This is a genomic window from Arthrobacter sp. 179 (genome assembly GCF_052379645.1).
Lineage (GTDB): Bacteria > Actinomycetota > Actinomycetes > Actinomycetales > Micrococcaceae > Arthrobacter_H.
In genome coordinates, this window is record NZ_JBQSYU010000011.1 from 42,194 (window position 1) to 57,290 (window position 15,097).

The window sequence follows — 15,097 nt, forward strand, 5'->3', positions numbered from 1 at the left end:
TCTTTCGGACGGCGGGGCAAAGGTCTTCCTCCCTCCAATCTACTGTGTCTGGACTCCCGCGGCGGGTTTGCCACTCGAGGGGAGAAAAGTCACAGGCGGCGTTCATACCGCATGGCGAATGTGCGGGAACCACTTCGCAGAGTGCATAGTTAACGGTTGGAGAGTCTTCGCATCATAGGGATGCGTCGGCGGCAGATGAATCCTCTATGGACGAAGGCTGGATATTGAGCGGCAATGCAACGTTTCGACACACCAACTCGGCGGTTATTGCCGTTACGAGTGTGGAGGCTCCCGTCGTCGTCACCTCGAGCGAATTCGATAAGCGACTAGAGCCGAGCCTCAAGCGACTGCGTCTGTCCAAGAAGCTCCTCGAACGGGTAGCCGGTGTCAGCGAACGACGCTGGTGGCCGGAAGGAACAGGATTCGACGACGCGGCTATCGAAGCCGGATCCAAGGCGTTAGCCGAAGCCGGAGTTGAAGCCGGCGAGATCGGCCTGCTCATCAATACCTCGGTCACCCGCAGGAATCTTGAGCCCTCCGTAGCCGTCAAAGTCCACAATGGGCTCGGTCTACCGTCCTCAGCCATGAACTTCGACCTAGCCAACGCTTGCCTCGGATTCGTCAACGGCATGACGCTGGCCGCAAATATGATCGATTCCGGGCAGATTAAGTACGCACTGATCGTCGCTGGTGAAGATTCCCAGATTGCCCAGGAACCAACCTTCGATCGATTGAACCGCGAAGATTCCACACGTGAGGACTACCTCCGCGAATTCGCAACCCTGACCTTGGGCTCTGGTGCTGCAGCCGCGGTCATCGGCCGCGCCGACGAACACCCAGGCTCACACCGCATCCTCGGAGGCGTCTCACGCGCCGGAAGCGAACATCACGAACTGTGCGTTGGCGGCCCACAGGGGATGTACACCGACACGAAAGGCCTGCTCGACAACGGTCTGAAACTCGTCGTCGACGCCTGGGACGAAGCCCATCAGGACGGTTGGAACTGGGGGTCCATGGACCGTTACGTCACACACCAAGTGTCCAATTCGTATACCAATGCCATTATCAAGGCCGTGAACCTCGTTCGGGACCGGGTGCCGATCACGTTCCCGAAATGGGGAAACGTCGGTCCTGCTTCGCTTCCCATGACGCTGGCCCAAGAGGCGAACACGCTCAACCCAGGAGACAGAGTGCTTTGCATGGGTGTCGGTTCCGGTCTGAACACGGCAATGCTGGAGCTGGCGTGGTAGCAAGGAGCTGGCCCGGGGTCCGCCCGGAATTCTCCCGATACCTTACCGTCCCCTCAACAGCCAGCTGTGATCCCGCCGGGTCGTCCCACCAATGGCATTTATTGGACAACCTGCCAGCGCTCGAAGCTCGGGAGGCAGCACCAGCAGGAACCATTCTGGCCGTACACGGAAATCCCACCTGGTCCTACCTCTGGCGCAGCGTCCTTGAAGCCGGCGCCGAGGCCGAAACCCCATGGCGCGTAGTAGCCGTCGATCAGCTCGATATGGGTTATTCCGACCGGACTGGCACATTTCGCCGACTAGCGGATCGAGTCACCGACCTCGGGGACGTGACCGACGCACTGGGAATTGAAGGCCCCGTGGTGACTCTCGGCCACGACTGGGGAGGGCTCATCTCCCTGGGATGGGCGACACGGCATCGCGAACAGCTGGCAGGCATCGTCTTGACGAACACCGCAGTTCACCCCGCAGGTTTCTCCCTACCACCTGCCCTCAGTCTTGCACTGCACCCTGCGGTCCATGGTTGGGGCACGCGCGCCACCCCGACGTTCCTCAAGGTCACCCACGCGCTGGCACACCCGAGCCTGCCGTCCGACGTTGAATGCGCGTTTATGGCTCCGTATCGCACAGCCCCGGCACGTGCCGGGGTCGCCAACTTCGTCGCCGACATCCCCGCTACCCCGCAGCATCCCAGTTGGCCAACCCTAGATCAGATTTCCACGGAGATCCGGACACTCGAGGTCCCGGCACTGATGATGTGGGGTCCGCGTGATCCTATTTTCTCCGACCGCTACCTGGGCGACCTGATGTACCGTTTGCCTCAAGCAGATGTGCACCGTTTCGAAGGCGCCGGTCACCTCCTTCCCGAAGATCGAGATATCGCCACTCCCTTGTTGGCCTGGCTCTCCTCCACGGTGCACCAAAGGTCGGAAATAAAGTCTGCTCTTCAAGACGACGCCCCGTCACGCGCCAATGTCGGCTCCGACGGCGGTCCTCGCGATCGCGACCTGGCTACCGGGTTCCGCAGCATGCTCGCCGAACTCGACGCCCATCGCGATGACCACGCAGACGCGGTCGTAGACATGGGACCCGCCGGAGAGGGCGTACGAAGTTCCACTTCCCTGTCGTGGGCTTCACTGGTCCGACGCGTCGATGCCATTGCCCACGGTCTATCCGAACTGGGTGTCCGCCGTGGCGATCGAGTGAACCTGCTGGTCCCACCCAGCGCGGAGCTCACTTCCTTAATCTATGCCTGTCTCCGGCTCGAGGCCATCATTGTCGTCGCCGATGCCGGACTGGGCACGAAGGGTCTCGGCAGGGCGATCCGCGGTGCGGGCCCTGGGTACCTGATCGGCATCGAACGGGCCCTCTTGGCCGCCAAGGCGCTGAAATGGCCCGGTCAGCGGATTTCCGCCGGAGACCTCTCCCCCGCCAAACGTCGGCTCCTGGGCGTGGTCGCCACGGTCGGCGACCTGGAGAAATCAGGGATGGGTAGCATCGAGGCCGGTGCTCCGCCGTTCGTGGCGGCAGATCCCGATACCGACGCCGCCATCTTGTTCACCTCAGGATCCACCGGACCGGCCAAAGGCGTCGTCTATACTCATCGGCAGCTAGCCGCCATGCGCGACACCCTGCAGGCCACCTACGGATTGAAGTCTGGCGACGCCCTCGTGGCGGGGTTTGCCCCCTTCGCCCTTCTGGGGCCGGCTCTGGGGGCAGTATCCGTTACGCCCGATATGGACGTGACCTCACCCAGGACCCTGTCTGCCTCCGCGCTGGCTGACGCGGCAGCGGCCATCAACGCCACCATCGTCTTCGCCTCCCCTGCCGCCTTAGTGAACGTTCTGGCCACCTCGGCGGAGCTCGACTCCATCCAACGAGCTGCTCTTGAACGCGTGGATCTACTCCTCTCAGCCGGGGCACCACTCGGGACCACCTTGCTGCAACAAGTTCAGGACTTGGCTCCGCAGGCAGAGGTCCACACGCCTTACGGGATGACCGAGGCACTACCCATCACCGACATCAGTCTTCAAGGGATCCTCGCCGCCGGTTCGGGCGACGGAGTCTGTGTCGGCCAACCCGTGGCGGGCGCCCAAGTTTCCATCGCGGCGTTGGACGATCAGGGAGGCGTTTCCGATGAACTGGATGCCAGCCCTGGCCAGGTCGGAGAAATCGTTGTTTCGGCTCCCCATGTCAAGGATCGGTACGACCGGTTATGGGTCACCGAGCACGCCAGCGCAGTTCATCCAGGCTGGCATCACACGGGCGACGTCGGCCATCTCGACTCCGCGGGGCGTCTATGGGTTCAGGGGCGGCTGGGACATATCCTCACCACTCCTTCGGGGCTGATGACACCCGTTGCCGCAGAATTGGCTGCAGAGACCGTGTCGGGTGTTCGTCGTGCCGCAGTCGTCGGGGTTGGACCAGCAGGTACACAGGCAGTGGTCGTCATCGTGGAAACCGTGCAGAGAACTCGTCGTTCCGGGCTGGCTGCTCAGGCTTTGACGCAGGACGTACGTTCATCCATAACCCGAGCGACCGGTATGGCGGCCGCGGCAGTATTGGTCATCCCCGATTTGCCCACCGATATCCGGCACAATTCAAAGATCGACCGTTCTGCTTTGTCAAAGTGGTCTGCCGAGCTTCTGTCCGGGAAAAAGGCAACCCTGCAATGAGTACTGCCAATCACGACAAGCTCGTTCTGGTGACCGGGGCGAGTGGCATGCTGGGACGGGCTGTGGCCGAAGAACTGCTGGCCCGCGGTTACCGTGTCAGGACCTTTCAACGCGGTCCCACATCATTGCCCGGCGTCGAACAGTGTCGAGGCTCTGTCACCGACCCCCACGCCGTTGCCGCCGCTGTCGAAGGCGTTTCTGCTGTCGTACATTTGGCTGCGAAGGTCTCTTTCACCGGTGAGTGGGAGGAGTTCGTCGCAACAAACATCGAGGGCACCAGGAACCTCTTGTCCGCCGCTCGAACGGCTAGCGTTGAAGACTTCGTCTTCGTTTCATCGCCCTCCGTGGCGCACTTGGGATCCGCGATCGTCGGAGAGGGGGCCGGTACTGCCGCACCCGATGCCGCGCGAGGCTACTATGCCCGTTCCAAGGCCAGTGCCGAGCTTTTGGCGCTGGAAGCCGACTCACCCGGTTTCCGGGTGACCGCTCTGCGCCCACACGTCGTCTGGGGCCCGGGCGACACTCAACTCGTGGAACGGGTCATCGATAGAGCGCGTTCAGGCCGGCTGCCCTTGCTGGATGGCGGCCTGGCTTTGATCGATACTACGTATGTCGACAATGCGGCTTCTGCGATTGTTCAAGGGCTGGAACGGATCAGCGTTGCCCATGGTCTCTCCTTGGTGATCACCAATGGAGAGCCACGTCCAGTCGGTGAGCTCATTGCCGGCATCTGTGCCGCCGGCGGCGTCCCCGCACCAAAGTTCAGTGTCCCCGGATCCTTGGCCCGCAACGCAGGCAAAGTGATAGAGAGGCTTTGGACAGGCGCGCTGCGTCACGGCTGGGTCTCCGATGAGCCACCGATGACGGAATTCCTCGCCGAGCAATTGTCCACTGCGCACTGGTTCGACCAACGCACCACGCATGAAGTCCTCGCATGGAAGCCCCTGCTTTCCATTGACGATGGGCTGTCCCGACTCGCTGCCCACTATGGTGGTACTGCGCCGCGCACCAAGGAATAGGCTGCGTCACCACCCGCAACCGATGAGGAGCACCGCTTCATGACCGCCTTTGACCTACTCGACACATGGCCTGTCCCCCACGCCGCAGCAGCCGTGCTGGACACCGAAGGCAACACCTTGGACAGTCGGGGGGACCCCCAGCGCATTTTTCCGCTTGCTTCTGTCACCAAATTGCTCTCAGCCTTCGCATTCCTGGTCGCTCTGGAAGAAGAGGCACTTTCGCTCGATCAGTCAGCAGGCCCGGAAGGTTCAACGGTTCACCACCTGCTGGCACATACCGGCGGTTATGATTTTTCCTCCGATGCTATTCATGCCGAACCGGGGACCCGCCGCATCTATTCGAATAGGGGCTTCGATGTCCTGGGACAGACCCTCGAATCGGAGACAGGCATCCCCTTTGCCACCTATCTCTCCGAAGCTGTGCTGCAGCCCCTGGGCATGACCAGAACGGCGCTCGAAGGTTCTCCCGCCGCCGACGCCGTCTCTTCTCTCCACGATTTGTCGCTCTTCGCAGCAGAGCTCCAGCGGCCTACCCTTCTGGCCGGACCCACCATGGAGCAAGCAACGACCGTGCAATTTCCCGGTGTTGACGGCATTCTCCCCGGCTACGGGCGCCAGAAGCCCAACGACTGGGGCCTGGGTTTTGAAATCAGGGACCACAAGTCACCCCATTGGACTGGCACTAGGAACGCGGCTCAGACTTTCGGCCATTTCGGACAGTCAGGGACCTTCCTTTGGGTTGACCCTTCAGCTGGCTTAGCATGCGTTGCCTTGACCGACCGAGACTTTGGCCCATGGGCGATTGATGCGTGGACGCCGTTCAACGATGCGGTAGTCTCCGACTTCTCCGCCTAGAAGCGGGCGTTGCGCGGAACCCGCTGACAGGCGGGGCACCAGTAGGACGAGCGGCCCATGAATGCATCCCGGCGAATCAGCGAAAGTTTTCCCTCGTCTGCGCAGCGGTGGCACTGTTGTCCGTTGCGCCCGTAGGCATTCAATGACCGAGAGAAGTAGCCCGACGCACCATTCACGTTGACGTAAAGCTGATCAAAACTAGTCCCTCCGGCAGCAAGTGCTCGGTCCATGATCGTCGATAGGGCATCAACTAGTCTGACGGTGTCTGGACGCCGCAGAGTGTCGGTGGGACGGGCGTAGTGCATCTGGGCCTCCCATAACGCCTCGTCCGCATAGATATTGCCTACTCCGGACACCAGTCCCTGGTCTAGCATCGCCCGCTTAATACTTGTTCTACGTATCCGCAGCCGGCGATGGAAACTCTCTATGTCGAAATTGAGATCCAAAACATCGCGGGCGATATGCGAGGCGGCTTGGGGAACGGTTGCAGCTTGGGAACCTTGCCCTCCCGGGGCGCCGTCGGTGGTCGGCACCAGGGGTGCGATGAGCATGCCCCCGAAGATCCGCTGATCGACGAAGCGTAATTGCTCCGGCTTTGCGGCCGAAGCCGATAGATCAAAGGTGATCTTCAGGTGTTTTTCGTTAGCCGCCGTGGAGTCCTCAACCAACAGTTGACCACTCATTCCGAGGTGGGCAACAAGTGCTGCTCCACCTGGCACACCGTCCAGAGGCATCCAGAGGAACTTTCCACGTCGCACAATGTCGATGATCGTTGTGCCCTGCAGCGTGGCAATAAAGTCAGCTAGGCCGTCCTGATGTCGACGGATGGAGCGTGCGTCATGGACGTAGACTTCGTTGATTTTCCGGCCGGCCACCCAGGATTGCAGACCGCGTCGCACAACTTCTACTTCCGGAAGTTCCGGCATCTACTCGTGGGCCGTCTTGTTTTCCGGCCCCACGGAAGTCTTTGAGGGGACCAGCGTCCGATAAGAGATCGCAGCTGCCTCTTGTTCGGCTTCCTTTTTCGAAGGGCCCGTGCCCGTTCCGTAATCAGTAGAGCCAATGCGTAGCGTTGCTTCGAACACCCGCGCGTGATCAGGGCCGGTGCCGGTGATGGAGTAGTCAATGGGACCAAGTTTGCGCGCTGCCGCAATTTCCTGGATCGCTGTCTTCCAATCGGTGCCTGCGCCGAGGTGTTCAACGTCCGATAGCAGCGGGCCTACCAGACGCATCACGAGGGCTTGTGCCGCGTCTGGGCCATCGCTGAGGTACGTGGCACCGATCAACGCCTCCATGGTGTCAGCAAGGATCGAGGACTTGTCCGCACCATGGGTCAGTACCTCACCCTGACCGAGGAGAATATGCTGTCCAACTTCAATGCTGCGCGCAATCCCGGCGAGTGCTCGGGTGCTGACTACGGAGGCACGTCGCTTCGCGAGATCGCCCTCCGGCAGGTCCGGGTAGGTCCGGTAGAGGTGGTCTGTCACGGCATAGCCGAGAACCGAATCGCCGAGGAACTCGAGGCGTTCGTTGGTCGGCAGTCCTCCATGCTCGTAGGCATAGGAGCGGTGCGTGAGGGCAAGACGAAGCGTCCCGGGGTCGATAGTGACCCCGAGACGCTTCAGAAGCTCTTCTGTTGAAGGCATGTGACGTTATTAGGCGTCTGCTACCTTGCGCCCCTTGTATTCAAGGAACAGCTCGGTACCGGCGGAGTCGGTCACGACCTTGGCCTGGTGCGGCAGGCTGTAGGTGACGCGGCCGTTCTCCATGGTCTTGACCAGGTTCGGCGCAGTTGCCTTCCACTGGGACCGACGGGCCCGGGTATTCGAGCGGGACATCTTCCGCTTGGGAACAGCCACGGCTAACTCTCTTCTCTCTCGACTGAATCTGTACTCGGTACCGCATCTTCTGCGGTGGTGCCAGCCAGCTCGGTGAGAGCTGCCCAGCGGGGATCTAGGATCTCATGGTGGTGTCCGGGCTCGTCCGCGAGACGAATCCCGCATTCTGCACAGAGGCCTTCGCAGCCCTCTCGGCACACCGGTTGGAACGGCAGCGCGGTCACCGCTGCATCCCTGAGTACCGGCTCCAGGTCGATGAAATCATCAACGATCTGTTGCTGGTCCATGTCCTCCTCGTCGGGCAACTCGGTGCCTTCGTGGAAGAACAACTCCTGAATGTCAGACTCGAGGTCATACGCGATGGGCTCCAGGCAACGGCCACATTCGCCGGATACTCCCGAGAATGCTGTACCGGAAACCAAGATTCCCTCGTGTACGGCCTCGAATCGAAGATCCAAATCGATATCCGATCCCTCTTCGATTCCGATCAGTGCCGCCCCCATTTCAGGTGGGGCGGGCACGGTCCGTTCAAGAGTCTTCATGGTACCCGGGTATCCCCCGAATTCCTTGGCCGAAAAGACCAACGGCGAGCTGCGATCGATTCCGCGTGACGACGGACGATCTGAACGCTTATCGCTAATGAGAACTCCTGTAGAACAATGACCGACATTACATCATAGCCTAACACCGAGCGACACCCCAAACTCAAGGACAAGCATGCGCCTGACTACGCGAACCACACGCGCTCACGCGGAACATATCCGTCGCGCGGGCACGAAACCGACGGCCAGTGCTCGGATTCCGCCACGTCGCCGCTGGCTGAGATGCCACCTGACTAATGACAATAACGCCGTTCCGGAGCTTTCCATTAGCATCGCTCCGGCCACTAGTTACCCGCCTTCCGGATGCGCCGCAATCCGACACAAACTATATCCGTACAGCTAGAATGTTCCTTATATAGCATTCACTTCCTGCAACCGATGCGTCAGCGAGATCGATATGTGCACCAGCACAGTCCCTCTCTGCTCCACCGCATCCCGCTCGAACCGATAAGTGGATGCCGCGAACTTCAATCTGAAACGGAAATTTACAGAGGTGGCCGAGACCATGCGAAGAATCTCCATGTCGAAATTCCACACACAGCGCGGGCGCTTACTGGCACGTCGGGGTCTCTGGGCTCAAGCAGAGCGACTTTTCAGCACGGCGATCGAGGCTTCCGCCACCGCAGAGAATTACTATTATCTGGGCAACGCACAGTTTAACCTGGAGAAGTTCGCGCAGGCAACGGTGTCCACACAGCGCGCACTCGAGTTGGACTCATCAAATCCCCTGTGGCATGTGCGACTCGGAGCGTTGTATGAACGCCTGGAGAAGTACTCCGAAGCCGTGGTTGCTTATGCCAATGTTCTTGAATTCGATCCACAGAATGAGGGCTGGAAGAAGAGGCTCGACAGAGCGCGCGTTCTGGCCGCGGCCCCGCGGACTAGCAACCACACTCCACCAGGGCTCGCGTGCACGACGTCTGAAGCAGCAATCTCACAATTAACACCAGCGATTCAATCCGTGCTGAAATCAGACGTGGCAGACACACGTTTGGCGCTCCTGTCGACTGCATCAGATGCGGACCCAGAGAACCCGATTATTCACTTTCATCTGGCAATGGCACTGATTGATACAGGCTGTTTGAAACGTGCGATCGCCCATATGGAACGATCCCGAACATTGGATCCAACCGATGAAGGGTTGGCCTTCCATCTAGGCTGGGCTTTGCGGCAAGATGGCCGCTCAGCTGACGCAGCTAAGTCCTTCGAAGACGGAATACGGATTTCCAATGATCCAGTTGCGAAGAAGCTCGGTCCAGGAGTGTATTTTCATCGACAGGGGCTCTGGGAGCAGGCCGCAGAACTCTACGAAGACCAAGTCCTCTTGCTCCCCGACGCCGGTGACCTTCGTTACCGTGCCGGTCTCGCACGCGAGCGCTCTTATTGCTGGGAGGCTGCCGTAGAGCACCACTACGCAGCTTTAGTACGCGACCCCGAATCGCCAGGCCGTCACTTTCATCTGGGTATGGCAAAAGAAAGAAGCTCTGACCTCTATGGAGCAATAGACGCCTATCGTTCCGCGGTCAGGTTGGCCCCCCAGGTCAAAGAAAACTGGAGGTACCGCCTCGCTTATTGCCTCTATGCGGTGGGACAAACTTACGAGGCCCTCCAAGTCTTCCGGCAAATGAGTCCAGTCCAAAAGTCGTGTCAGCACGCCCCAACCTCCGAGTCGGCCCCATTACACACACCTTCGAAGTACGAAACTGAGCTGCAACAAGCAAGCTTGGATCATGCGTTGAGAACCCACCGAGTCGGCGAATTGTCCAAACGTGGAACAGCCCTGATGGAACAGGGCATGCTCCCCGACGCCATCACCGCGTTCGAAGCCGTAGTGCGCCAAGATGACAAGCAGGACAGCGAGCACTACTTTAAGCTAGCAGCGGCACAGCTCGCTTCCGGCGACGAAAAGGGCGCGCTGGAGACTTTCCTGAACGTTCAAGTGTTCCGACGCCCAGTTGATGTCGGAAATCATTCCTATTTTGACAAACCATGGCAATTACAAAACATGGAGTACGTCGAATTTTTGGAAGCGTACCAAATGGACGAGTCACACGTCGTCTTCGAGAGTTACCACGGCACGAAAATAGATTGCAATCCGGCGGCGATATACCGTCTGCTTCGCAATGATCCCGAATATATTCATCTACGTTTTACGTGGATTGTAAATAAATATTGCCAAGTACCTGTCGATGTCTCTAATGACCCCCGCGTCAGCCTGGTCAATCGTGGATCGCTCCTCTACCGTCGAGTCCTCGCAACCGCCAAATACCTAGTAACTAATGTGTCATTCCCTCAGTACTACGTTCGACGACCTGGACAGAAATACCTCAATACTTGGCACGGCACGCCATTGAAGACTCTTGGAAAAGACCTCAGCTCAGGCTTTATGGACCACAGCAATATCGGCCGCAACGTGCTTCAGACCACGCATCTCCTCGCTCCGAATGAGCACACTCAAAATAGCCTCATCGTACGCAATGAAGTGGGTATTCTTTTCTCGGGAAAAATCGGACGAGTGGGCACGCCTCGCGTTGACCGGATGATGAATATCGATACTTCTCGTAGACGCGCTTTGTTTGCCGCTCTAGGTATAGCCGAAGACGGACGTAAGGTGGTCTTCTACGCTCCAACTTGGAGGGGCACGGGCCCGAAAAAGCGCTTCGATCGAGAAAAACTAGAAAGCGATCTCAGGGCATTGACGGACGTCGATGTCCATATATTGTTTCGCGCCCACCACGCTACGGAACGATTGTTGAGGGGGATGAACATCGAAGACGTTTCCGTTATACCGCCGGAAATTGATTCCTATGACATTTTGGGGATTACCGATGTCTTGGTCACCGATTACTCCAGTATCTTTTTTGACTTCCTGAGCGCCAGCAAACCGATCGTCTTCTATGCTTACGATCTTGAAGAGTATGTCGCCGAACGTGGCTTGTACTTCTCCATGGATGATATGCCTGGCGAATTGGCCCGCAACATCACTGAACTGACGGCGTGTGTCAAGCGGGCCATGGACAGTGGGATCGCAGACGAGCGGGAGCATCGGGACGCTCAGCGTATGTTCGCACCTATGGAAGATGGCATGGCAACGCAACGCGCGATCGACTTCTTCTTCGCAGAAGCAGAAGAATACACGGTCGACGCGCCCCGGAGCCCAAATCCACCGTTGCTTTTCAGGCACGACTTCCAACCTGGCCAGACTACCGATGCTCTTATCACAAGAATCACCAAGCTCAACGCCGCCGGGCGCCCTGTCGTAGTCCTCTTTGATAAGTCAGAGATACGTGACAATAAATACCGGAAAATGGAGGTGGCCAGACTACCGGAGGATGTTCTTCGCGTGGCCCGGGCCGGCGCGCACGTCACTTCTCTTGAGGAACGGTGGAACATCAACCAGTACCGTCGCAGCCGTCGCTTTCTCGACGACGAGCAAGAGTCCATCTATAGGCAGGCTTATGAACGTGAATTCCGGCGCTGCCTCGGAACGCCCGTTCTATGCTCAGTCATACAGGTTTCAGACCTTGACCCGTTGGGGGTGCCGCTGCTTGGATCTCTTCGTGATCACGTCGGTACGCGCGAGCTAATGAGTGATGCGACCGTTAAAGCCGCCCGTGAGGAGCAACGCGCGCCCGTCAGTTGGTATGACAGCGTCAGGTCCTTCAGCCCTACTCCCCCATTGCCGCTATAGCTTTTCTGGAGTGGTCGAGTGAGTGTTTCAAGTGTTGGGTGCACTCGGTATTGCCTTTCGGAACCAGTGATACTGCCGGTGGGGCCAGCAGCTCTCGCCGACAGTTTCTCCTTTGGCCATGCTGGCATCCCCAGGCATGTTCCGGCTGCCTTTCGCGACCCAGATGGCGTTGAGTGCAAGATGCGGTTAATGGTCGCATGCTAGTTCAAGAACTTGTTCTACCCGGGGGAGGGGGGGTGAACTTGGCCGGGTTTCGATTATGAACCGCTAAAAGAATCTATACTTTGTGGCCCCCAAGTAGCACTGAATATTGGCTTCCGTCGGCTCCACTTGTAGTGCGGTTGAGCACCACTGGCGAGTACGGGTTGATGGTACGGATGGTCCGTGCACTTGGTACCTGTTGTTTCGGCGAGGCGGTACCGGTCAGAAACAACACGAGCTGTTCCTGACCGGCGTCGGGCTCGGCACCGCCGCACCGTAGCGGCCACCTCGGTGCCGACGCGCAGCGGTTATTCCCAGTGGTCCCTCCGCGCGCGTTCCTCTTTGGCCTGGAGCCTACGCATGTCGACGGCGCCGAGGTTGATGGTCCTCGCTCGGCTGGCCAACCGGTTCACGATCGGGTCGGCGGCGACCTTGTCCGGCAGCGTCTCGACCCAGTAGGTGGGACCGGATTGGCTGGCGATGATGGTCGGGAGCCGCTGGTCCCTGTTGTCCAGGATCGTGAACAGGTCGTTCGCTGCGGCCGCGTCGATGCCTATGGTCAAAAAGTCGTCAATCAGGAGAAGGTCAACGTCGCTGAGCTTGTTCAGCAGGGCCTGGTGGGCGATCCGGTCGCCACTGGCAATGACCAGCTCGCGGGCCAACTCGTCCATCCGCGTGTAGTGGACACTGTGTTCGTTCAGGCAGGCCGCGATCCCTATCGCGCACGCTATGTAGTTCTTGCCACCGCCGCTGGGCGAGACCAGCAACAGGTTCGTCGGGTCCGCGCCCCAGTCATGGACGGCATAGCGTTGCATCCGCACCTCGGTGAGCCCTCGTTCTGGCAGGTAGCGGATCTCTTCGATCGATGCGTGCGGGATCGGGAACCGTGCCTTGGCGATGAGTTTGTCGATGCGGGTGGCCCGCCGGGTCTCCAACGCCGAGGCCGCTGCGGTGAGGAACAGGTCCTCCGGGGTGCGGTGGTCGTTGCCGTCGTCTTTGAGGAGCTCCTCGAAGTGCAGGGCCATCTGGGTTATGCGCAGAGCGCGGAACTTTTCGTAGTCAACGCTGGTGAACATCCCCCCGTTACCTTTTTTGTAGCCCCTAAATGAGCAAGTATTGGGGTTGCTGGCCTGTCGGCCCCGGCATTGATTCCTGCCCCCAGTCTTCAATGGTCCGGGGGGTGTTGTCACCGGGGTCCGATAGGCACCTAGGAAATCGCTAATAGGGGCCGGATGCAGACGGGGAACCACCGCCAATATCGACCGTAACATGGATGCCGAGCCTTGGAGCCGCAGGACAAACCAGCACCGTCCCACCCGTTGGAAACCATGCTCCAAGGAAGGCAAGACGATGATCCCCGAACACGAAACCGTCGATGTTTTCATCGGCGTCGACGTCGGAAAATCCAACCACCACGCCTTCGCTCTGGACCGGGCAGGCAAGAAACTCCTGGACAAGGCCCTCCCCCAGGACGAGGCCAAGCTCAAGGCCATCATCACCTCACTGTCCCGCCATGGCCGGGCACTGTTAGTCGTGGACCAGCCCGCGACCATCGGTGCCCTGCCCGTCGCGGTGGCCCAGGCCGCCGGGATCATGGTGGGTTACCTGCCCGGACTGGCGATGCGCCGCATCGCGGACTTACATCCCGGGGAAGCCAAAACCGATGCGCGCGACGCGTACATCATCGCCGAAGCCGCCCGCACCATGCCGCACACGCTGCGCTCGATCCAGGTCGCAGACGAAGAGGTCGCCGAGCTGGCGATGCTCTGCGGTTTCGATGACGACCTGGCCAAGCAGGCCACCGCGACCAGCAACCGGATCCGCGGCCTGTTGACCCAGATCCACCCCGCCTTGGAACGGGTTATCGGCGTACATCTGGACCACCAGGCGATGCCCGAGCTGTTGGCGAAATACCCGAATCCTGCAGCCTTGCGCAAGGCCGGTAAGGCCAGGGTCGAGGCCCTGTTGCGCAAGCACGCCCCACGGGCCGGGAAGCGCTGGGCCGCCGAGGTGTTCGCCGCCTTGGACGAGCAGACCGTCGTGGTCTCGGGTACCAACGCGGCCGGCATCGTGCTGCCCCAGCTGGCCCGTTCGCTGGTCCAGACCCGGACTGCCCGCACCGAGGTCCTGGCCCAGGTCGAGCTACTCGTGGAGGCCCACCCTCTTCACATCCTCCTGACGTCCCTACCGGCGGTCGGCGTCAGGACCGAGGCCAGGATCCTCACCGAGGTCGTTGGCAAAGACTTCCAGACCGCCGGAGACCTCGCCTCCTACGCCGGGCTGGCCCCGGTCACGTGGCGCTCGGGCACCTCGATCCGCGGGGACCACCCCTCGCGCAAGGGCAACAAGGTCCTCAAACGGGCCCTGTTTCTATCCGCGTTCGCCTCGCTGCACGACCCGATATCGAGGACCTACTACGACCGCAAACGCGCCGAGGGAAAGAAACACAACCAGGCCCTCATCGCCCTGGCCAGACGACGCTGCAACGTCCTGTTCGCAATGCTCCGCGACGGAACCATCTACCAGAAACACGTGGCCTTGGCAGCCTGAAACCCGCAATCCACCGCCGCGCACCAGGAGCATCCGTCCCAATCACCCGGCCGGCATCGCCATGTCCGAAAATTCTCGCAACGATTATTCAGGTCTTTCCGGCTCGACCCTTGACGAAGCAGATAGGGGCACCCCCCCCCTTACCGCCCGTCGCGGTAGTATTCGGCGCCACGGACGAACACATCGTCGCGTCCGCCGGGACCGGCGGTGGCCTTCTTGGTGGTCGAGGCCGCGGGCCGCGGTGACTGGACCCGTTGGGCCTCGCTGTTCAACGAGGCCATCAACCGCTTCAGAGTGGTGTATCTGGGGTACCCGTGCTGGTTGAGCACCTGCTGGCAGGCCGCTTCCAGCCGCTGCCTGTTTTACTTCCCCAACCCCATCAGGATGTTCTGGCAGTCCAGGTAGGCCTGGACCTC

Annotated in this window: 12 protein-coding genes; 6 read left to right on the forward strand and 6 right to left on the reverse strand. The window is 60.0% G+C overall.

The features are described 5' to 3' along the window. The first annotated feature begins 224 nt into the window (after positions 1–224). From ACT3UE_RS08580 to ACT3UE_RS08595, 4 genes are read left to right on the forward strand one after another with little or no spacing between them, the layout of a single operon-like run. Positions 225–1,250: a 3-oxoacyl-ACP synthase III gene (locus ACT3UE_RS08580; RefSeq protein ID WP_179204237.1), complete on the forward strand. Its 1,026-nt coding sequence runs from the start codon at positions 225–227 to the stop codon at positions 1,248–1,250. Continuing rightward, positions 1,244–3,925 carry an alpha/beta fold hydrolase gene (locus ACT3UE_RS08585; protein ID WP_444566536.1) on the forward strand — a complete coding sequence of 894 codons (2,682 nt, stop codon included), beginning with the start codon at positions 1,244–1,246 and terminating at the stop codon, positions 3,923–3,925. The genes ACT3UE_RS08580 and ACT3UE_RS08585 overlap by 7 nt, the downstream gene beginning before the upstream one ends. Further along, positions 3,922–4,944, forward strand: a complete 1,023-nt coding sequence (locus ACT3UE_RS08590; RefSeq protein WP_444566537.1) for an NAD-dependent epimerase/dehydratase family protein — start codon at positions 3,922–3,924, stop codon at positions 4,942–4,944. Before ACT3UE_RS08585 ends, ACT3UE_RS08590 begins: the two co-directional genes overlap by 4 nt. 39 nt (positions 4,945–4,983) lie before the next feature. Further along, positions 4,984–5,799 (forward strand): serine hydrolase domain-containing protein, encoded by an 816-nt coding sequence (locus tag ACT3UE_RS08595; protein ID WP_444566538.1) that lies wholly within the window; start codon positions 4,984–4,986, stop codon positions 5,797–5,799. On the opposite strand, the gene mutM is transcribed toward ACT3UE_RS08595, so the two are convergent. From mutM to ACT3UE_RS08615, 4 genes are read right to left on the reverse strand one after another with little or no spacing between them, the layout of a single operon-like run. Continuing rightward, positions 5,796–6,725 (reverse strand): bifunctional DNA-formamidopyrimidine glycosylase/DNA-(apurinic or apyrimidinic site) lyase, encoded by a 930-nt coding sequence (gene mutM, locus ACT3UE_RS08600; protein WP_444566539.1) that lies wholly within the window; start codon positions 6,723–6,725, stop codon positions 5,796–5,798. The two genes, ACT3UE_RS08595 and mutM, sit on opposite strands and share 4 nt — an antisense overlap. Next, the gene (gene rnc / locus ACT3UE_RS08605) at positions 6,726–7,445 is read right to left on the reverse strand and encodes a ribonuclease III (RefSeq protein ID WP_444566540.1); all 720 of its coding nucleotides are present in this window, start codon (positions 7,443–7,445) and stop codon (positions 6,726–6,728) included. 9 nt (positions 7,446–7,454) lie between these two features. Beyond that, positions 7,455–7,658: a 50S ribosomal protein L32 gene (rpmF, locus tag ACT3UE_RS08610; RefSeq protein ID WP_086996298.1), complete on the reverse strand. Its 204-nt coding sequence runs from the start codon at positions 7,656–7,658 to the stop codon at positions 7,455–7,457. Between the two features lie 2 nt (positions 7,659–7,660). Next, complete coding sequence (locus ACT3UE_RS08615; protein ID WP_444566541.1) at positions 7,661–8,179, reverse strand: YceD family protein; 519 nt, start codon at positions 8,177–8,179, stop codon at positions 7,661–7,663. A gap of 511 nt (positions 8,180–8,690) precedes the next feature. Here ACT3UE_RS08615 and ACT3UE_RS08620 point away from each other — a divergent pair. After that, entirely contained in the window at positions 8,691–11,930 is a 3,240-nt protein-coding gene (locus ACT3UE_RS08620; RefSeq protein ID WP_444566542.1) for a CDP-glycerol glycerophosphotransferase family protein, read from the forward strand. Between the two features lie 509 nt (positions 11,931–12,439). Here the strand turns inward: ACT3UE_RS08620 and ACT3UE_RS08625 are convergent. Continuing rightward, complete coding sequence (locus tag ACT3UE_RS08625) at positions 12,440–13,207, reverse strand: ATP-binding protein (protein ID WP_444566543.1); 768 nt, start codon at positions 13,205–13,207, stop codon at positions 12,440–12,442. Positions 13,208–13,481: 274 nt separating this feature from the next. Between ACT3UE_RS08625 and ACT3UE_RS08630 the strand changes: the two genes are divergently transcribed. Beyond that, on the forward strand, positions 13,482–14,681 hold the full coding sequence (locus ACT3UE_RS08630; protein WP_444566544.1) for an IS110 family transposase: 1,200 nt from the start codon (positions 13,482–13,484) through the stop codon (positions 14,679–14,681). Positions 14,682–14,821: 140 nt separating this feature from the next. Here the strand turns inward: ACT3UE_RS08630 and ACT3UE_RS08635 are convergent, their stop codons facing one another. Further along, positions 14,822–14,962, reverse strand: a complete 141-nt coding sequence (locus tag ACT3UE_RS08635) for a hypothetical protein (protein ID WP_444566545.1) — start codon at positions 14,960–14,962, stop codon at positions 14,822–14,824. Positions 14,963–15,097: the final 135 nt, after the last annotated feature.